The 21,181-nt window shown below is 50.9% G+C and carries 16 protein-coding genes; all 16 read right to left on the bottom strand.

Translation table 11 applies throughout. From position 1 onward, the window contains the following. Positions 1-58 precede the first annotated feature (58 nt). The gene (locus CWE14_RS02825; RefSeq protein ID WP_126797980.1) at positions 59-1,072 is read right to left on the bottom strand and encodes a quinone-dependent dihydroorotate dehydrogenase; all 1,014 of its coding nucleotides are present in this window, start codon (positions 1,070-1,072) and stop codon (positions 59-61) included. Continuing rightward, the gene (locus tag CWE14_RS02820; protein ID WP_126797979.1) at positions 1,072-5,919 is read right to left on the bottom strand and encodes an NAD-glutamate dehydrogenase; all 4,848 of its coding nucleotides are present in this window, start codon (positions 5,917-5,919) and stop codon (positions 1,072-1,074) included. The genes CWE14_RS02825 and CWE14_RS02820 overlap by 1 nt, the downstream gene beginning before the upstream one ends. Before the next feature lie 166 nt (positions 5,920-6,085). Further along, on the bottom strand, positions 6,086-6,319 hold the full coding sequence (locus tag CWE14_RS02815; protein ID WP_126797978.1) for a DUF2835 family protein: 234 nt from the start codon (positions 6,317-6,319) through the stop codon (positions 6,086-6,088). Between the two features lie 10 nt (positions 6,320-6,329). Continuing rightward, positions 6,330-8,936 carry an aminopeptidase N gene (gene pepN, locus CWE14_RS02810; protein WP_126797977.1) on the bottom strand — a complete coding sequence of 869 codons (2,607 nt, stop codon included), beginning with the start codon at positions 8,934-8,936 and terminating at the stop codon, positions 6,330-6,332. Then, on the bottom strand, positions 8,937-10,406 hold the full coding sequence (gene nhaC, locus CWE14_RS02805) for a Na+/H+ antiporter NhaC (protein WP_126797976.1): 1,470 nt from the start codon (positions 10,404-10,406) through the stop codon (positions 8,937-8,939). 17 nt (positions 10,407-10,423) lie between these two features. Continuing rightward, complete coding sequence (locus CWE14_RS02800; RefSeq protein ID WP_126797975.1) at positions 10,424-11,812, bottom strand: sodium-dependent transporter; 1,389 nt, start codon at positions 11,810-11,812, stop codon at positions 10,424-10,426. Positions 11,813-11,911: 99 nt separating this feature from the next. Further along, positions 11,912-13,951, bottom strand: a complete 2,040-nt coding sequence (prc, locus tag CWE14_RS02795; RefSeq protein WP_126797974.1) for a carboxy terminal-processing peptidase — start codon at positions 13,949-13,951, stop codon at positions 11,912-11,914. 10 nt (positions 13,952-13,961) lie between these two features. Next, a complete protein-coding gene (proQ, locus tag CWE14_RS02790; protein ID WP_126787982.1) occupies positions 13,962-14,642 on the bottom strand; it encodes an RNA chaperone ProQ in 681 nt (226 codons plus the stop codon). 13 nt (positions 14,643-14,655) lie between these two features. After that, complete coding sequence (locus CWE14_RS02785) at positions 14,656-14,964, bottom strand: hypothetical protein (RefSeq protein WP_126797973.1); 309 nt, start codon at positions 14,962-14,964, stop codon at positions 14,656-14,658. After that, complete coding sequence (locus CWE14_RS02780; protein WP_126797972.1) at positions 14,954-15,436, bottom strand: GAF domain-containing protein; 483 nt, start codon at positions 15,434-15,436, stop codon at positions 14,954-14,956. Before CWE14_RS02780 ends, CWE14_RS02785 begins: the two co-directional genes overlap by 11 nt. After that, positions 15,433-15,729, bottom strand: coding sequence for a YeaC family protein (locus CWE14_RS02775; protein WP_126797971.1), 297 nt, complete (start codon positions 15,727-15,729; stop codon positions 15,433-15,435). Before CWE14_RS02775 ends, CWE14_RS02780 begins: the two co-directional genes overlap by 4 nt. A 5-nt stretch (positions 15,730-15,734) precedes the next feature. Then, positions 15,735-16,067 (bottom strand): zinc ribbon domain-containing protein, encoded by a 333-nt coding sequence (locus CWE14_RS02770; RefSeq protein ID WP_126797970.1) that lies wholly within the window; start codon positions 16,065-16,067, stop codon positions 15,735-15,737. 161 nt (positions 16,068-16,228) lie between these two features. Continuing rightward, positions 16,229-17,887, bottom strand: a complete 1,659-nt coding sequence (locus tag CWE14_RS02765; RefSeq protein ID WP_126798159.1) for an alanine/glycine:cation symporter family protein — start codon at positions 17,885-17,887, stop codon at positions 16,229-16,231. A gap of 144 nt (positions 17,888-18,031) precedes the next feature. Further along, entirely contained in the window at positions 18,032-19,159 is a 1,128-nt protein-coding gene (locus tag CWE14_RS02760; RefSeq protein ID WP_126797969.1) for a M14 family metallopeptidase, read from the bottom strand. Between the two features lie 102 nt (positions 19,160-19,261). Beyond that, positions 19,262-20,707: a glyceraldehyde-3-phosphate dehydrogenase gene (locus tag CWE14_RS02755; RefSeq protein ID WP_126797968.1), complete on the bottom strand. Its 1,446-nt coding sequence runs from the start codon at positions 20,705-20,707 to the stop codon at positions 19,262-19,264. Positions 20,708-20,782: 75 nt separating this feature from the next. Further along, on the bottom strand, positions 20,783-21,166 hold the full coding sequence (msrB, locus tag CWE14_RS02750; RefSeq protein WP_126797967.1) for a peptide-methionine (R)-S-oxide reductase MsrB: 384 nt from the start codon (positions 21,164-21,166) through the stop codon (positions 20,783-20,785). Positions 21,167-21,181 lie beyond the last annotated feature (15 nt).

The raw sequence follows: 21,181 nt of genomic DNA, 5'->3' as shown, positions 1-21,181 counted from the left end.
CTCTAAACAAACACATATGATAGTAACGAGGTCACACTTTAACCGCTTATATTAGGTATTACAAGCCGTTAACAATATCCTTAACTAAGCGCGGGCCCTGGTAAATAAAGCCGCTATACACCTGAACCAGACTGGCGCCGGCCTTTAAAACGGCGTTTGCCTGGGCGGAACTATCAATGCCACCGACGCCAATAATCGGGATCGCAGCGTCAAGCACCGGGCGTAACTGAGTAATCACATGAAGGCTTAAAGGCGCAACCGGTTTTCCACTCAGACCCCCTGCTTCGTCCGCATGCGGGTGTCCTTTTACTGCCTCCCGGCTCAACGTGGTGTTGGTTGCAATCACTGCATCAACGGCATAGCGATTAAAAGTGTCAGCCAGACTTTGAATCTCATCGTCACTCAGGTCAGGTGCAATTTTCACCGCCAGTGGGACGTACTTCCCGTGTTGTTCTTTGAGTGCCGCCTGACGTTCTTTCAAGGCCGCCAACAACTTTTGTAAATGCTCGCCATGTTGCATGTCGCGCAAACCAGGTGTGTTGGGTGACGATATATTAATCGTTATGTAATCAGCGTAGGGATAGACCTTATCCATGCAGAGCAGGTAATCCTGCGCGGCATCCGCTTCGGCGGTGTCTTTATTCTTGCCGATATTGATCCCCAGGACGCCCTTATAGCGTGCTTGGCGGACCTGTTCGACAAGAAAATCAACGCCCTGATTGTTAAACCCCATGCGATTAATAATGGCGTCGTGTTGCGGTAAACGAAACATCCGCGGTTTCGGGTTACCGGGCTGCGCTCGCGGCGTCACTGTACCCACTTCGATAAAACCAAAGCCCATCTGCGCAAACGCATCGATGCAGGTGCCATTTTTGTCCAGGCCAGCAGCCAGCCCAACCGGGTTGGCAAACTCGATCCCCATGCACTGCACCGGCTTATTCTTCACACCCTGACGTAAGAAAGCACGCAAGGGGCTATGCCCGATGCGTGCTAACCAGTTCAGTGTCCAGTCATGTGAAGCTTCGGCGTCAAGCTTAAACAGCTGACGCCGGACCAGACTATAGAGCCCCATTATTTTTGCGTGCCACAGATATGGCTCAGTAACATCAGCTCACGTAAGGCAACTGAGAACTTGGCAAATTCATGGCTCTTGGTTGTTTTGAAGTCCGCCAGAATGCCTTTCCAGCGCTCAATCGCGTTTTTGTTCAACTCCATCCAGTTATCCAGCATGGCATCGGCATCGGTTTCGCCATTTGCCAGTTTGAATACCGTCTGGGTCAATGACCGCTGCTGCCAGTCCAGTTCTTCACGGAACGCAGCCCGGGCTAACGCCTGCCAGTGGTTTGCTACCGGCTGACTATTGACCTGGTCAAGGAACCAATGCAATTCAACACGAGCACCAAGGCGGAAATACAGTTGCGCCACCAATGGAATGTCGCGTGACTTGTCATCCGCGGTCACATCGGCGATATCAAGCGCTGAGAAGACCGTGCTCAAGGTGCCGACCTCGGTTGCCAGCTCTTTTGGCAAGCCATGCTCAACCAGCTTGTCTATGTTCTTGCGTAGCGCATCGGCTTCTTTCTCTGCCATGTAACTCAAGGCATTTTTACGCAGGTCATCAAACGCCGGACGATAGAAATCAATGCTCGCCTGTATATTGGCCAGTTCAGTGCGACGATGGCGCAGCATCCAGCGAGTGGCGCGACGAACCATACGGCGTACCTGGAACAGCACATCATTCTGTACATTCGCAGGAACCACATTGTCCAGGGCCCAGATTTCGTTCCAGATGCGTTCACAGCCGAACACTTCACGAGCGACCACATAGGCGTTGGCAACTTCCGCAACCGAGGCTCCGGTCGCTTCAATTTTACGACTGACGAAGTTCGGTCCCATGTCGTTGACAATGTTATTGGCCAGCTTGGTCGCAATAATCTGTCCACGCAGTGGGTGATCTTCCATCGCGTCGCTGAATTTGTCGCGCAGAACCTGCGGGAATGACTCAAGAAGTTCCTTACCGTGGAACGGATCCTGAGTGATTTCGTCGGTTAACAGCTCTTCTTTCAGCACCATTTTGCCGTAGGCAGTTAACACCGCCAGTTCAGGACGGCTTAAGCCCTTACCTGAGGCTGTGCGCTCTGCCAATTCATCGTCATCCGGCAGGAACTCTAAGCTGCGGTCAAGCAAACCATCGCGTTCCAGCTGGTGAATGAAGCGCTGCATTTCTTTGATCTGATCCGGTCCACGCAGTGCGGTGATAGAAATTGACTGGGTTTGACGATTGCAGTCTTCTAAAACCAGTTCCGCGACATCATCGGTCATCTGATACAGCAGCTTGTCGCGCTGCTCGCGGGTTAGCTTGCCCTGGTTGACTAAGCCATTCAGCAGGATCTTAATATTGACTTCGTTGTCTGAACAGTCGACCCCACCAACGTTGTCGATGAAATCGGTATTGATGCGGCCACCTTTATTGGCAAACTCGATACGGCCAAGTTGGGTGAAGCCAAGGTTACCGCCTTCACCAACAATTTTCGCCCGCAGCTCGCTACCGTTAATGCGCAATGCATCGTTGGCACGGTCCCCTACTTCGGTATCCGTTTCTTTGGCACCTTTAACATAGGTACCGATACCACCGTTCCACACCAGATCAACTTCAGCAGTCAGTAACGCTTTAATCAGGTCATTCGGGGCCATCGACTTTTTCTGCGTGCCGATCAGTTTCTTTATTTCCGGAGACAGCTCAATCGACTTAGCACTGCGCGAGAAAATGCCGCCGCCCTGACTGATCAGTTTTTTATCGTAGTCGTCCCATGACGAACGCGGCAGGTTGAACAAACGCTCGCGCTCTTTCCAGGACTTCGCAGCATCCGGATCCGGGTCGATAAAAATATGCATATGGTTAAACGCACCGACTAGTTTGGTGTGCTTCGATAACAGCATGCCATTACCAAACACATCGCCGCCCATGTCACCAATGGCAACGCAGGTGAAGTCGGTAGTCTGACAGTCAACGCCCATTTCACGGAAATGACGCTTAACAGATTCCCAGCCGCCGCGTGCGGTAATACCCATTTTCTTATGGTCGTAACCAACTGAACCACCAGATGCAAACGCATCACCAAGCCAGTGTTTGTACTCGGCGGCGATACCATTGGCGATATCCGAGAAGGTTGCGGTGCCTTTATCCGCTGCGACGACCAGATAGGGGTCATCGTCGTCGTGGCGAACCACAGCGTCAGGGTGAATAACCTCGCCTTCAATGATGTTATCGGTAATGTCTAACAGGGCGCGAATAAAGGTGCGATAGCAGGCCTTTCCTTCTTCAAAGAAGCCTTCCCGATCATCCGGCAATTGTTTACAGACAAAGCCGCCTTTGGCGCCCACCGGGACAATCACCGCATTCTTAACTTGCTGTGCTTTAACCAGACCCAGTACCTCGGTACGGAAGTCTTCGCGACGGTCTGACCAGCGTAAGCCACCGCGGGCAACCTTGCCGCCGCGCAGGTGAACACCTTCAATTCGTGGTGAGTATACGAAAATTTCGTATTTTGGTAGTGGCAACGGCATATCCGGAATGTTTTCCGGTAAGAACTTGACTGAAATATACGGTTTCTCGTTGCCATCCTGATCAGGCTGGAAGAAGTTGGTCCGTAATGCGGCCAGAATCAAGTCCATGTAGCGGGAAATAATACGGTCATCGTCGAGGCCGCTGACATCTTCCAGTCCAGCCTGAAGCTTCGTAACCACGTTCTCGAGTTTCTTCTCGGTAAATTTGCCTTTAGGGTCAAATTTGGTCGCAAACATTTTGACCAGCAGCTTACCCAGTTGAGGATAACGAGTGAAGGTACTTTCAATGTAACTCTGGCTAAAGGTGACCCCGATCTGGCGCATGTACTTGGCGAACATTCGTAGTACCAGGACATCACGTCCTGTCATACCCGCACCCAGAATTAAGCGGTTGAAACCGTCATCTTCGTAATGACCGTCCCACACTTTTGCAAAGGCATCCTGGAAGTTATCGCGGCTGTTTTCCAGATCCAGTTTGCCCGCGGTGTGCAGCATAAAGAAGTCAAGAACCCAGAACACATGACCTTCATGCGTCGTAATCTGATACGGGCTTTCATTAATGATCCGCAAGCCGAAATTTTCCAGCATCGGCAATACGTCCGACAAATGAATCGGCTCATCTTTATGGAATAATTTCAGTTTGACCCGGTTGGAGTCATCCTGAACTTCCTGCGCGCGATAAAACAGCATGCCCAGCTTGTGGTCGTCGTCTAGACGCTCAAGTTGAGCGATATCGGCCAGCGCAACAGACGGTAATATTTCTTCTTTGTATGCGCGGGAAAAGCCCTGTGCGTAGCGGCGGACCAGTTCGCGTGCTTTTGATTCACCATGCGCACTGACTAAAACGCGTTCTAAATTGTCTTCCCATGAACGAGCAGCTTCCACTAAGTTGTCCTCTAATTCTTTTACATCAATATCTTGTTCGCTGTCTTTTACACGAACGGTGTACTGCGTGCGGGCCAGTGCCGATTCGGAGAAGAATGTGGTGAAATCTACTTCTTCATCGCTGCGCAGGGTTCGTGCAAGGATCGCCTGTGTTTTTTGTCGTAACAGAGTGTTGTAGCGCTCACGTGGCACATACACCATGACCGTAATGAAACGACCGAAAATATCGCGGCGCAAAAAGACCCGCGTCATATCGCGTTCCTGGATTTGCAGCACACCCATACCGATTTTTAACAGGTCGTCATCGCTGGTCTGAACAATCTCGTCGCGCGGATACGTCTGCATGATATTGAGCAGCGCTTTGGTCGCATGGGAACCCGGCTGGAATTTTGAATCGCGGATGACCCGTTCGATCTTGTCCCGGACCAGCGGGATATCCATTGCGCTGTCGTTGTAAAAGCTAGCCGAATATAAGCCAACAAAGCGATCTTCACCGATCACATTGCCGTCTTTATCAAACTCTTTAATTCCAACGTAATCCGCATGTGCCGGACGATGAACCCGCGAACGTGTGTTGGTTTTGGTTAACAGTAATAACTCGTCCTGCCCCAACGCAGTATGTCGCGCATCTTCTGACATTTTGGACAGCAGCAAGGGTGGCTTACCCGAGGTGTTTTTCATCAGACCCAGGCTGGACTTTTCATCCTGAACCAGTTGGTAGTCGCCTTTAACCGGTTCAACCCGGTAGTGGCGATACCCTGTCAGGGTAAAGTTATCTTCAGCCAGCCAACACAAAAAACGTTGTGCTTCTTCGAGTTTTTCTTTGCTACCGGGGAAATTACGCGCCTCAAGGTTGTTAGCAATCTGCTTTAATTTTGCGCGCATTGGCTTCCAGTCAGAAACTGCCAGGGTGATTTCTTCCATCACTGAGACCAGCTCTTCCTTCAACGCCTTGAGGTCGCTCTCTTCGTGTTGGCGATCCACTTCGATCAAAAACACGGTATCAACCTGGGTATCTTTGGCCGTTTCTCCGGCCGCCAGGATTTCAGTGATTCTGCCCTTTTTGTCGCGCTTATGGGCCAATGGCGTATGCAATAACAGATGCGAGGTAATACCAAGACGATTCAGTACCATCCGCACCGAGTCGACCATAAATGGCATATCCGTCTGAATTATTTCAATAATAGTATGTGGAGATTCCCAGCCGTGTTTGCTCACTTCCGGGTTATAGACTTTGATCGTCGCTTTACTATTAGAGACATACTTAGCGAAGCTGTGCCAGAGCCCTACTACGGCTCCGTACATATTGCTTTCGTCGCGATCCTTTAGATCGCCGGAAGAGATGGTTCGATATAGTCGCCTTGCGAACATATCAACTGTGGCAGCCGTTTCAGACGGCATCTTTTTGCGAATGATTTCAGAGACTTTTTCAAGGAGTACCGGAGGCTGACCGTCGACCAACGCCATTATGCTAATTTCCTTGTGGGCTAGCAGAGAGTGAAACCGTAGCAATGGACTTGCGCAAACCCCTTGCCACGGGGATACGTTATATGAGTATTCTCGGACGTTATGTTAGGAATTGCAATGCTTTATTAGCTGGTGCGAGGAGTCTTTTACCAGACCGCATCAAAGGTTATATATCGTTGGTTTTTTGTAATGAAATAAAGCGGTTGTGGGCATCTAAAGTGAGCAGAAAACGGCCTCGTATACCATGCCCGGTAATAAAAGGAACAAACCTGCGCAGCGGTAGTTGCACACGCAGGCCCTGCTCGGTTGTTACAACAATGTTTTCGAGCCCCTCCCGGTAATAACGACGTTCCAGTTCGGCGGGGCTGAATACCAGGGCAAAAGTAAATTGCCGGGTCATTGTCGGTCCTCTATTCGGCCAGACTTTGTTCGACTTTCTCAAACAAGTCGTTGGCCAGGTTGGGCAATTTGCGCAACGCTTGCAATTCAGTCTTGAGTAAATCCTGGCGTTGCTGATCAAAACGTTTCCACTGCAGCAACGACGACAATAACCGTGATGCAACCTGAGGATTACTTTCGTTAAGGCGACGAATAACTTCAGTCACCAGGCGGTACCCTTCCCCGTCTGCGCGATGTAACTGAGCGAGGTTATGCGTAAACGTCGCCAGCAAGGCATAAACCCGGTTCGGATTATCATAGCTAAAGGCAGCGTGTTCAGTCAGCGCTTTCACCTGAGCTAAGGTGTTAGCATGTGGTGCTGCGGCCTGAACGGCTAGCCATTTATCCATGACCAAGGCTTCCCCTTGCCAACGTTCAGCAAACTGGTCGATAAAGTCGGCAGCACACTGATGGTCCGCCATCACTGCTGCCTGCAGCGCAGCCAGTTCATCGGTCAGGTTATCGGCTTTAAAATGGTCAATTAAGGTCTGCTCTATTTCAGCATCCGGGTGCAGGGCAAGGTAGCTTAAGCAGGTGTTAGCCAGCATACGACGAGCTATATCGTCGGCGTTGAACTGGTACTCGCCGCTTGGTTTAAACGCTTTCCAGGTCTGCCACAAGGTCGTTTTCAGCTCCGTTGCAAGCTGAACTTTGAGTTGCTGACAGGCGCTGTGAATCGCTTCCACCGGAATTTGCTCGTACTCTCCGCTGACCGCTTCTTCACTTGGGATTTGCAGCAATAGCGCGAGCAGTGCCGGATCACGGTCCGGTTGCGTTAGCTGGTGCTGCAATGCCTCAATTGCATCGCCGGAGAGCTGCAACGGGCTATCGTTGCTAACCGCAGACTTAATCGCCCGCAGATAGATCTGTTGGGCACTGTCCCAGCCAATAAAGGGGTCATCACTATAGGCCAGTAAGTTCAGTAGTTGGCCTTCCGTGTAACCGGCATCAATCCGTACCGGGGCAGAAAAACCAGCGAAGAAACCGGCCACGGGTTTGCTCGTTGCGCCACTGAACACAAAGGTCTGTTCTTCTTTCTGCAGACTGATCACATCATCTTTCAGATCAGCACATTGCAACTGCATGGCGTCCCCTTGCTCGGTATAGAACTGAACACGCATGGGAATGTGAAACGGTTGTTTTTCAGGCTGCCCGGGCGTTGCTGGCGTGTGCTGGGTACAGTGCAGACGGTATTGCTGAGTCGTCTCGTCGTAACTTTCTTTAATCCGCACGGTGGGGGTTCCTGCCTGCTCGTACCAACGGCGAAACTGAGTAAAATCGATTTGGTTGGCATCTTCCATCGCGCTGATAAAGTCTTCGCAGGTGACCGCCTGGCCATCATGACGCTCAACATAGAGCTTCATGCCGGCCTGAAAACCGCTTTCGCCAAGTAGCGTATGCATCATCCGAATCACTTCGGCACCTTTGTTATACACAGTCACGGTATAGAAGTTATTCATTTCAATAACTTTATCCGGGCGTATTGGGTGCGCCATCGGGCTTGAGTCTTCAGCAAACTGGTGAGTGCGCATAATACGAACGTCGTTGATGCGGTGTACGGGCCGCATCGACATATCACCACTGAATTCCTGATCTCGAAACACCGTCAGGCCTTCTTTCAGGCTCAGCTGAAACCAGTCACGACAGGTAATCCGGTTGCCGGTCCAGTTATGAAAGTATTCATGACCGATCACCGATTCAATATTGAGAAAATCCTGATCTGTCGCAGTGCGCGAATCGGCCAGCACGTACTTCGCATTGAAAACGTTGAGGCCTTTGTTTTCCATTGCGCCCATGTTGAAAAAGTTAACGGCCACGACCATGTAAATATCGAGATCATAGGCCAGCCCAAAGCGCTCCTCGTCCCATTTCATCGACGCTTTCAGCGATTCCATGGCGAAGGTTGCCCGGCCCAGGTTACCCTTATCAACAAACAACTGAAGGTCGACGTGACGCCCTTCCATGGTGGTAAAGGTATCTTCGAGCAAGTCAAAGTCGCCCGCTACCACAGCAAACAGATAACAAGGCTTCGGATGCGGATCATGCCAGGTCACGAAATGACGGCCTTGCGCTTCATCACCCTGAGCAACCGGGTTGCCGTTGGCTAGTAAATAGGGAAATTTGCTTTTGTCAGCATGCAACGTGGTGGTGAACACGGCCAGTACATCGGGCCGATCTAAATAGTAGGTAATGCGCCGGAATCCTTCCGCTTCACACTGGGTGCAAAAAGCGCCGCCTGACTTATAAAGCCCTTCCAGCGCAGTGTTGTTTGCCGGGTCAACCAGGGTTTCAATACTCAGCTCACATTCGTCAGGTAACCCGGTAATGGTCAGCTCGGCATCCGTTTGCTGAAACTGATCATTGGTCAGTGTTTCGCCGTTAATCGCGACCGCCTGCAACTGCATATTCTCACCATCCAGTACTAAGGGTCGCTGGTGCTGCCCGTTGCGGCGCACTCGCATGACATTCCGTATGGTGCTGGCATGATCATCCAGTTCAATATCCAGATCGACGGTGTCGATAAGGAAATCGGGAGCCTGGTAATCCAGGCGATACTTTGCAGTCGGTAACTTACTCATTTAGGAATAGGCCTCCTGGCGACTCTGGTTATCACTTAAACGTAGGATCTTGAAGTTAGTGAAGGCGAAAATCATCGCTATCAACGGGGTCAGGTAAAGGAAGAATGCAAATGGTGCGTAGGTTAATGGGAACACACCTAGCACCGCAAACATATAGGCACCACAGGTGTTCCATGGAATCAATGCGGAGGTAATGGTACCGCTGTCTTCCAGGGTACGTGACAGGACCCGGGGGTCGAGATCACGGTTTGCATACTCTTCACGGAACATCCGTCCCGGCAGAACAATCGCCATATACTGATCGGCAGTCAACAGATTCACGCCGAAGCAGGTGAACAAGGTGGCCGTAATTAAGCCCCCTGTTGAATGAACAACTTTCAACAACCCTTTCAACAGCTGGCGCAATAACCCGGTACATTCCATAACAGCACCAAACGTCATTGCGGTCAGAATCAGCCAGACGGTGTTGAGCATGCTGACCATACCGCCACCACTAAGCAACGATTCCAAATCTGGGTTGTCGGTACTTACCCGGGTTCCGTCGAACAGGGCCACCCAAACTGCACCAATCGGCCCTAACCAGCTGCCCTCTACGGATTCTGGGACTAGCGTCGCTACCACATCAGGCTGAAAGATAATCGCCCAAACACCACCGAGTATGGCTCCGATAAAAATAGTTGGTAATGCCGGCTTTTTCAGCACCGCAAGGGTAAATAAAATCGCCAACGGCACCAGCATCAAAATATTAATATTAAAAATGGAAAGCAGCTCATTCTGCATCACTTCAAGGCTTTGCAGATTGGCGCTGGCCGAGCTGGTAAAGCCGATGAAGGTAAACAAAAGCAGCGAGATAACAAAGGCTGGTACTGCGGTTAGTGTCATATACCGAATGTGGGCAAAAAGCTCACTTCCGGACACCGCTGGCGCCAGGTTAGTGGTGTCCGACAGAGGCGACATTTTGTCACCGAAATAGGCGCCGGAAACTACCGCACCTGCAGCAATCGCTATATTCAGCTCCATTCCGGTGGCAACACCAATTAACGCCACACCAATAGTCGCCGCCGTGGTCCAGGAACTACCAATAGATATCGCAACAATGGCACAAATCAGACAGCTGGCAGCATAGAACCAACTTGGGCTGAGTAGTTCGAGGCCGTAGTAAATCAAGGTGGGGACGATCCCAGACAGCAACCAGGTACCAATCAGAGAGCCAACCATGAGGATAATAAGGATGGCACCCAGGGCTACCGAAATTCCCTTGGTAATGCCCTCTTCGATTTGCTCCCAGCTGTAACCATTGCTAAACGCGACGATACACGCCAGTGCGGCTGCGGTTAACAATGCCAGTTGGTTGGGTCCGTACGACGAATCGGCACCAAACATAAAAACCGATGTCGCCAGCATGACGATAAGTGCTATCAGTGGCGTCGCAGCCTGTATGTAAGTTGGCTTTTTAATTGAATCCGACATCTGAAATTATTCCTGAGTTAAAAAGTAAGCACGCCGATAAGTTGCAAAAATACCAGGGTAATAGCGACCGGTGCCACATACCGCACCGCGAAACGCCATAGCCTGAATACCCGTGTGCTAGTGTTAAGTTCTTCGCGCATGTAACGGGACTCTATCGCCCAACCTGTAAATAATGCCACCGCCAGGCCGCCCAACGGCAACATAATATTGGACGTCAGATGGTCAATGACATGAAACAAGGTCGGCGTTTCTTTGCCCATGAAGGCCCAGTCGACCTGGGCCCACCCTGCTCCGGCGAACGAGTATATGGTCATCAGGCTGAAAGTAAACAGGATCACACAGGAACCTGCGGCAGCCTGCCACCGTGTTACGGCAAACCGTTCCACTACAAAAGCGGCTATCGACTCGATCATCGAGATGGCAGAGGTAAAGGCCGCTAACAATAGCATAATGAAGAAAACCGTGCCGACGACGATGCCGCCCGGCATGGTTGCAAAGGCAAGAGGTAAGGTCTGGAAGATAAGCCCAGGCCCCTCGCCCGGGGTCAGGCCGTAACCAAAAACCAGTGGAAATATAGCCAGACCGGCAATGATAGCAACCAAGGTGTCGGCAACCGCGATCCAGATTGAGGTCGATACAATCGAGGTCTCTTTCGGTAGGTAAGCGCCATACATAATCATCACGCCCGAGGCCAGGCTGAGGGTGAAAAAGGCATGTCCAAGCGCAATCAGCACACTGTTAACGGTCAGCTGACTAAAATCCGGCTTGAAAATGAAGTTTAGGGCTGCGCCTAAGTCACCCACGTTGGCCGAATAGATAGCGATGCCAATCAACAGCAGTAGCAATAATGGCATCAACCACTTCACGGTGCGCTCAAGGCCATGCTTGAAGCCTTTACCGACAATAACCGCCGTTGCGATTATCAGCAACGCGGTAAATAGCAGCATCTCGCCAGCGGAAGCAGTCATCTGCTCGTAAACGTCGTTAACCAGCTTGGCTGAGGGGCTGTCGAAAGTGCCCTGAGCACTTTTTAATACATACGAAAACGCCCACGAGGCTATCACCACGTAAAAGGTGAGAATTAAAAAGCCCGCGAGCATAGTAGCCCAACCGGTTAATTGCCAGGCCCAATGGCGGCCTGACTCAACCGCCAGTTTACGTGCGGCATACCCTGGGGAGTTGCGCCCGCGCCGACCAATCAGCAGTTCACCGATTAAAACAGGTATACCCAGTGCGAAAATACAGAGCAGATAAACGAGAACAAAGGCACCACCGCCGTTCTCGCCCATAATGTAGGGAAATTTCCAAATATTGCCTAAACCAACCGCGGCGGCGGTGGCTGCCAGCACGAATGAAAGACGGCTACTCCAGCGTTGACTGGTGGCGGGTCTTGTTGGTGTTGTCATGAGAGACCTTTAGCGGTTCTTGTTCTTATTGTGACTGACAGGTGTCAGAAACAAGTAAGCGGGCCTCGCGTCACCACGGGCCCGCTCAATGTTCACAGGTTAGCTATCTTGCTTGCGGGCTTCGATAAAGTCCACAGCGATGCGCAGTGTCTCCTGCAAATAAGGATCTGCTTCACGGTACCGCTCGTCCGCATCTTCAGCTGCCTCGACAGGCTCTTTGCCAGCCCGCTGCAAACGCTCATTAATGCGCTGCAGACGGCGTTGGCTGTCGGCATCCGATTCGGCCTCACGTTCACTTTGCACTAACGACACATAGTTGCGGTCACGGCGCTCACGAAAACGTTCAATATCATCTATAACGTAAGCAAATTCCGGGTCATCAACAATACGGCCATCATGGCGTTGTTGTAACTGGGTCAGCATTTCATCGTTCAGCCAGTCAAAACGCTGATACTCAACCGAATCAATTTGATCCCAGGGTAAGGCATTGTCAGCGCGGCTTTCACCGAATTCATCCGGCTCTAAAGCAGACGGGAATAAGATATCAGGCATTACTCCCCGATGCTGCGTGCTGCCACCATCGATGCGATAGAACTTGGCAATGGTGTACTGAATACTGCCAAGCGGGTTGGAATAAAAATCAAAGCGGCGTTGCAACGGACGGTGTTGCTGGACTGTTCCTTTACCAAAGGTTGGCTCGCCCACGATCAGACCGCGATTGTAGTCCTGTATGGCTGCAGCAAAAATTTCCGACGCTGAGGCGCTAAAGCGATCAACCAGTACCACTAACGGACCGTCGTAATACGCCTGACCATCGTCGTCGCCATTGACTTCAACCCGGCCACTACTATCGCGTACCTGAACCACAGGCCCCTGCTCGATAAACAGCCCGGTCAGGTAAATCGATTCGCTCAGGGAACCACCGCCGTTACCACGTAAGTCAACAACTATCCCTTCGACGTCTTCTTCTTTCAGCTCGCTGATAAGGGTGCGGACGTCCGCAGATAAATTATTGTAGAAGCCTGGGATTTCGATAATACCCATACGGCGGCCTGCATAAGCGCCGTCTTCCATGGTTTCCACTTCAGCTTTTGCTTCGCGATCTTCCAGGCGAACTTTGTCGCGAACAATTTCAACTGTCTCTGGCGCGCCGCCGGACCCCTCGCTTTCTTTTAAAACCTGCAAGCGAACGGTGCTACCTTTCGGTCCGGTGATTAAATCAACCACATCATCAAGTCGCCAGCCGATAACATCGACAAACTCTTTGTCGCCCTGGGCGACCGCAATAATACGGTCATCCGGTGCCAACATGCCGGTTTGGTCGGCCGGGCCACCAGGTACCAGTGAGCGGATAACGGTATAGTCATATTCCGCCTGCAGGACAGCGCCAATACCTTCCAGTTGCAAGTTCATATTCTGCTGGAAGCGTTCGGCATTGCGTGGTGACAAATAGCTGGTATGAGCTTCAACACTGCGTGCAAACGCATTCATGACGGTCTGGAACGCGTCTTCACTTTGCGACTGCGTTAAACGCTGAATCGCACTTTGATAGCGACGTTCCAGGTTATCGATAATTTCGTCCGCCTCGCGGCCAGCCATGGCAAGATTCAGCGCGTCATTTTTTAGCCGTTGCTGCCAAATTTCATCCAGCTCATCTTCGCTTTCTGGCCAGGCTTCTTCAGTCCGGTCGTAATAATAACGCTCCCCTTCGACTTCAAAGTCGAACTCAGCGTCATCGAGCAGTTCCAGCGCGTACGAATAGCGTTCATAACGGCGTTCAAGGCTGAGCTGATAAATCTCATATGGGACCTCGAGCTCGCCTTCCTGCAGATAGTTATGGAACTGTCCTTTTGCCTCTGCAAACTGATCGATGTCAGATTGCAAAAAGAACATGCGGTTGTAATCCAGTTGGTCGAAATAACGCTCAAAAACCTGCTCGCTCATCGACTCATCCAGATCCACCCGTGAATAATGATAACGGGTAAAATAGGAAGAAATACGTTTGCTCGCCGTTACATGCTGAGACTCAGCGGCCAGCGTTGGCAAATCATCCAGCGTGTAGTTCGGAGAAATGGCAAAGCTTAACGGCGCAACCAGAAGGCTACTGAGGATCAGGCTTCGTAACAATGGCTTACTCATGCATAAACTCCTAAGATTCGGTAAACAGGTTCTCAGCTTTAACTTTTACAGTGATGCCTGACACCAACTGCACCTGCACTTCTGACTTCTCAATCGCGGTAACAGTTCCCGCCATAGGCGATTGTCCCAGCTTAACCTGTACCGATTGCCCCACTTTAATGGCATCGTCAGCCAATGGCGCTAACTTAATATCGGCTTTTGCAGCAGTGGCTTTACCTTTGCTATTGCTGCGCGACTTGCCAGCAGTCGCCGCGCGTTTTGCTGCGGGGCGCTTAGCCGCTGATTTGGTTGTTTTGTCACCCGGCTCTTTCGCTGCGTGTTCGGCTTTACGCTTTTCAACCCGCTTTTCAGCTGCACGGGCTTTAGACTCAGCCAGTTCTTCCTGCGCATGTTTGGCATGGTCTTCTTCTACAATACCTGCTGCAGCGCCATCCAGATCAACCCGTTCGGTGCCGGCAGTGACACAGCGCAGGTAGCGCCATGAATTGGTGTACTGACGAAGCGCGCCACGCAACCGCGTTTTGCTAACCTTAGGGTCATCTTCCATACGACTCGCCAGGTCTTCAAAAATACCTATTTTTAAAGGCTTAGCTTCACCAGCGACACTAAAACACTGGGGGAATTGTTCTGCCAAATAAGCGATAACTGCTTTGCTTGTTGGCAATTTCTCGGTAGTTTGCTGGTTTTCCATGTACTAAACCTTGTTACTCATCATCAGGGGTTTCGTTGTCTTCATCACGCTGCTGCTCCATGCGCCGCGCAACACTAAAAACATAATCGTCTATTTCGTCACTTTCCAGTTCGGTCAGTGCTGGTTCACGGAACCAGATAAAGCACAGCTCTTCTATCAACTCAATTATCTGAGCGTGGGTCCATTCGCGCGACTCACCTTGCGCCACAGCACAATGCAACATGCCGTTCAGTTGGTCGGCAGCTAACTCTGCCTCTTCTTCAAACTCATCCATATCGGCCACAGTGACCAGATACGGGTGAACTAAAAACTCATCTAACATACGCCGCCCAGTTAAGTCCCTGAATGACTGGCAATAATGCCTCAAGACCTTGTTGGTCTGCGGCGCTAAAGCGGTCCAGTGAAGGGCTGTCGATATCAAGTACCGCGACCACCTGCCCTGCGACTTCGATCGGTAGCACAATTTCTGAGTTGCTCGCGGCATCACAGGCTATGTGGCCTGCAAAGGCATGTACATCAGCAATTCGTTGGGTTGTCTTTTGTGCCGCCGCGGTGCCACAAACACCTTTGCCGATGGCAATGCGGACACAGGCAACTTTACCCTGGAAAGGACCTAATACCAGCTCGTCTGCACTGTCAGCCAGATAGAATCCAACCCAGTTAATATCTTCCAGATTGTCATTTAATAATGCGCTTAGATTTGCCAGGTTGGCAATTAGATGAGGTTCGTCACTGACAATGGCCTTGGCTTGTTCAACGAGTAAAGGGTAATCAGGGGTTGAATAGCTATTCACGTTTTATCAGACTCCGGGGTCTCAGGCTGGATACTAAAGCGGGTAATTTCCTGCTCTCGTTCACGCCGCATTTCTGCTTTCGATTTACTAATAAATTGACCATTTTTGCCAATAGAAAAAGGTTCAGTCTGGTCTAAATGACGGGCCTGGTACATCATTACCAAGCTCAGGCTGTCTTCACGCTGTTGCTCCGTTAACGGATTTCCGTCCGGCCAGCGACCTGTTTCTACCGCTTCTCGCAAACGCAGGTAAAGCGCTTCTGACATGTTTTCAATAAGTTGTTCGGGTTGCATCAAGCCTACTTCCGTCGCGTATTTAACAATCGTACACGGTTGACAATATACCAGATAAAGCCAATCGCCATCAGACCAATTGAAATCTGAGACTGCCAGGTCGGATCAGGCGAGGTGTCATCGCGAAAATAAAACAACCCCCCGATGCCGACCACAAACACCAGCATCGCTAACATACTCTGTGCTGTCAGCTTATTGATATAGTCAGCGCGGGCGCGGCGACGCTTTCGTTCCAGCGTATTTGCATCAAGACCATCTACGACAAATCCGCAATGCTCACAAACCGCGGCCTTATCGGACATTTTCTTATTGCATTCAGGACAATTCACAATTGCCATCAACCACTCCTAGCCTATTTCTTCTCTACGACCTTACTACTGTTACATTGTGCCATAAGCCACAATATCAAGGTAGCCATTAACGTGAACAGGCGGAAAAACAAAAAAACAGCAACAAGTCAGCGCTTCAACCTGTTGCTGTTCTATCACAGTACGCTTGCCTAGTCTTTCGAATCAGGCAGTTTGTGCTGGTTTTCAGCCCAGTACTTATTCACTGTCTCTTTCATTTCGCGACGCATCAGCATAATCCCGAGCAGGTTAGGCAACGTCATAAGGACAATGGCCACCGCCGCAATCTTCCAGATCAACGTGGTGTCGGCAATCGCGGCAATGAAAAAGCCTGCCACATAAATCACCCGGTATGGCATCACCGACCGTGGACCAGCCAGGTAAATCATCGCTCTGTCGCCATAGTATGACCACGCAATCGCGGTCGAGAAGGCGAACATCAGCAGAGCTACGGCGACAATGTACTGACCAAAGTCACCAAAGAAGCCTCGGGTGAAAGCAACCGTGGTTAATGCAGCTGAGTGAATTAATGACTCTCCAAACACCTGCACGTTATCGCGGGTAAAACGTCCGTTGGCGACATCTAGCGTACCATTGTACGGCGTATCACCACCGATCAGAATGCTGACATTTTCAGCCACTGAGCGCGCATTCAATATAGTGTAGTTACCAGGCTCAGGCTCGCCAGCAACGACATCTATTTGTCCCTCGAACACTTCGATGTTGTGGTCCTGGTTATTCAGATAACGCGACAATTGTGCACGGTCAGTGTCAATCTGGTCGTCGTAAACACCTGAAATAATCCTCATATCGGAGCGATCAAAGTGGTTCTGGTGCTTTTCGTGCCACACACCGGAAGCCAGAATAACCAGACCGGTCAGCGTACAGATAAGAATGGTGTCGATAAAAGGTTCAAGAATTGAGACCATACCCTCTTCAGCAGGTTCTTTAGTTCGTGCCGAAGCATGCGCAATCGCCGCCGAGCCCTGACCGGCTTCGTTGGAATAAAGTCCCCGCGCAACACCCATATTAAAGGCGTAGGCGAAACTGGCACCGACGAAACCCCCAATTGCCGCTGTCCCGGTAAAGGCACCAGCGAAAATGGCGATAAACGAGGGAATAATATTCTCGATATTATAAAAAATAACCGCAAACGCACCCAGCACGTACAGCACTGACATCAACGGCACGATGCGTGAGGTTACCGCCGCAATACGGCGAATGCCGCCCAGGATAACCAGTGCCAGCAAGACAGATAAAACGCCACCGACCCAAATGGTTGGAACACCAAAGGTGGCTTCCATGGCCTGGGCAATATTGTTACTTTGCGGCATGTTGCCGGTACCAAATGAACTTAATACCGTCGCAAGTGCAAAAATCACCGCTAGCCATTTCATATTCAGGCCACGGGACATGTAATACATAGGGCCACCAGCCATGGTGCCATCTTCGGTCTTCACTCGGTATTTGTGCGACAGCGTGACCTCAACGAACTTGGTCGTCATGCCAAAAAATGCCGTCATCCACATCCAGAATAACGCCGCCGGGCCACCGAGGAACAAGGCCAGGGCTACGCCACCGATGTTACCCGTACCAATGGTGCCTGACAGGGCTGTGGTCAATGCCTGAAAGTGAGTGGTGTCGCCCGGATCACGGCTGCGATCAAATTTACCGGTAATAACGCGCCAACCATGGGCAAAGAAACGGATCTGAGGGAATTTCAGATAAATCGTGAAGAACAGACCTACACCCAGCAGCAGAAACGGGAAGTAGACCGCTCCGCCGAGAATGCTGTCCATCCAGTCCAGCATATTGTTGATAAAGTTCAAGGTAGCCCCCTGCTGTTATTATCGTTATTTATTGTTTGTATAAACTGGTTTACGTCATTAAGCCAAGGGCACTACCAGTGAAGGCCAGGCGATTTGCGCCGACCTAAAAAGTAGTGCCCAGACATACTAGCGCAACTTGTCTGCAACTGCGAGAACTGCAGCCAGCGTATCGTAGCCAAACTGCTGGCTGCGTACGTCTGACCAACCCGTTGCAGGATTGGCAATGTCGTTATTATCTTTAAATGGCATTTCTACCGTAAATGAGAGGCAGTTGAAGGTTTCACCCACATTGGCTGCAGCCACCGTCAGGTTCGCCTGGCCTGGTGCATCCAGCTCATAGCCGTGGGTAACCTGAAACTCAGGTGTTGCGTTCAGCAGCGCCTGTTTGAAGTCGCCTTCTAAGCCCTGCAATCGCTGGTCGTACGAGGGGTTGCCTTCACAACCGGCGACAAAGTTGTACGGAATGGCTTCATCGCCGTGGATATCAAGGTACATATCGACCCCGATGCGAACCATTTCCTCGCGAACCAGGTACACCTCCGGGCTCTTTTCCATGCTCGGGGTCTGCCATTCACGATTCAGATTAACCCCTTTGGCATTGGTCCGCAGATGACCGCGAACACTGCCATCCGGGTTCATATTCGGCACCACATAAAAGACCGCTTTATCAAGCAACAAACGGGCGACCCCATCGTCCTCGTCTAACAGACGGTGCAGCAGACCCTCGATGAACCATTCAGCCATGCTCTCGCCGGGGTGTTGGCGTGCAGTAACCCAGATTTTTTTCTTTCCTTCAGCCGGCTCTCCGATTTGCAGCAGCGTCATATCACGCCCATCCAGTGTCTGCCCCAGCACGCGCTGTTCAACCCAGCTCGACTGCTGTGCGGCTTGCAGTAAATCCAGATGACGTTCATAGCTATACGGCACGAAGTAGGCATAGAACACGGTTTCCTGTTCGGGGGTGTGCTCGATGATCAGGTTTTTACCGTCAAACGTGGTATCGACACGGAACCAGTGTTCACGGTCATAGCTGGCCATTGCCCGGTAGTCTTTCCAGCCATCCGGGTACGCTGCGGTATCAACCCCTTCAATGGTCAGGCGGTGGGCGCGTTCTGCTTCGCTATACAGTTTAAAATGAAACCACTGAAAGAAATCAGACTCCGCGTCTTTGCGAATACGTAAACGAATGTCGCTGGCATCTTCAGCCTTAACGACTTCAATGTTGCCACTGTCAAACTGACTGGTAATAAACATAGATGTATCACTCCAGGTTCAAACTTACGGCGCCCTGCCCTTGCCATAAGTGGAAAGCAAAAAATAAAGCGCCCTCTGAGGGCGCTTTGCGATAGGTTTAGTTTATTTAGGTAAACTAATCATTTTTTGACCAGCCATGTCCTGCACCACGCGCAGTACCTGGCAGCTGTAGCCAAATTCATTGTCGTACCAGATATAGAGCACCGCGCGATTGCCTTCTACAATAGTCGCTTGTGAATCAACAATACCGGCGTAGCGGCTACCGACCAGATCCGAGGAAACAATTTCAGTCGACGCTGTGTAATCCACCTGGTTTTGTAAGTCAGAGAACAACGCCACTTCACGCAGGTACTTGTTCATTTCTTCTTTGTCGGACGACTTCGCCATATTCAGGTTCATAATCGCCATCGACACATTCGGTGTCGGTACACGAATGGCGTTACCAGTCAACTTCCCTTTCAATTGCGGGAAGGCTTTCGCGACGGCTTTGGCTGCGCCAGTTTCGGTCAGAACCATGTTCAGTGGTGCTGAGCGACCACGACGGTCTGCCTTGTGATAGTTATCAATCAGGTTCTGATCATTGGTGTACGCGTGCACGGTCTCGACGTGACCGCTTTCAATTTCATATTTGTCATGAACTGCTTTTAACACCGGGGTGATCGCGTTGGTGGTGCAGCTGGCAGCTGATAAAATCAGATCATCAGCGGTAATATCCTGGTCGTTGACGCCATGCACGATATTTTTGATGTCGCCTTTGGCCGGGGCCGTCAGCAGCACTTTCTTCGCGCCTTTCGCTTTCAGGTGCAGACCAAGGCCGTCTTCGTCTTTCCAGATACCGGTGTTATCAACGATAATCGCGTTGTTAATACCATACTTGGTGTAATCAACCAGATCCGGACCGTCCGAGTAAATCACCTGAATTTTGGTGCCGTTGGCTTTAATTGCCTGGGCTTCGTGGTCAACGGTAATAGAACCATTGAAAGGACCATGCACAGAATCACGACGCAACAGACTGGCGCGTTTTTCGAGATCACCTTCACGCCCGCCACGAACCACAATGGCACGTAAACGAAGCTTGTTATTTTTACCGTTTTTCTCGATCAGCAACCGGGCCAGTAACCGGCCAATGCGACCAAAGCCATATAAAACGACGTCCTGAGGCTCGATATCGTCTGGCTTACCAACCACGTCGGCCAGTTCCTGCTGCAGGTAATCTTCCACAGTCTGACCGTCGTTGTCGTTTCTGAATAGGAAGTTGAACGCCAGCTTACCGATATCAATTCGTGCCGGGGCCAGTTCCATCTCTGAAATTGCTTTTAACAACGGGTAGCTTTCGCGCAAACGCAGTTTATTGCCTTCGTGCTGACGAACCAGGCGATGCGCTTTGATAATATCGATGGTGGAACCATTCAGTAATGAACGGCCATAAACCAGAATCTCAACGCCTTTGGTGCGATACAGGCGACCCACCAGTGGCTGCATCAGCTCTGCATATTCCTGCCGTTCTTCCCAGCTGGATAACGTACGATCGTTTTGCGCTTCAGTCATTCCAAAAAACCCTTTCCGTTGCAAAAATTTCGCCGGGCATTGTACTGAATTTCGCCTCCGCCCACCACTTAAAAATCAACCTTCGTCCGCTTTGAACTCAAGCGCAACCGAATTTACACAGTAGCGCTGGCCCGTCGGTGCCGGCCCATCAGGAAAGACATGGCCTAAATGACCACCACATTGTTTGCACGTAATCTCGATTCGCTGCATGCCATGGCTGGTATCTTCATTGTATTCCACCTGCTCGCCCAGCGACGCGTAAAAGCTAGGCCAGCCGCAGCCTGCATCAAACTTAGTTTGTGCAGAAAAGAGTTCTTGTCCACAGCCCGCGCAGACATAAATACCCGGGCGGTTTTCATCCAGTAAGGCGCCGCTGAATGGTCGTTCCGTGCCCTTCTCACGCAAAACCCGGTAGGCCTCTGGTGTCAGTCGCTTGCGCCATTCTGCCTGGTCGCTCATTTACATCCCCTTCAT

It is taken from the genome of Aliidiomarina soli, from assembly GCF_003986975.1.
In the GTDB taxonomy this organism is placed as follows: domain Bacteria; phylum Pseudomonadota; class Gammaproteobacteria; order Enterobacterales; family Alteromonadaceae; genus Aliidiomarina; species Aliidiomarina soli.
The sequence above is the reverse complement of the archived record's forward strand: the minus strand, read 5'-3'. Positions and strand labels throughout refer to the sequence as shown.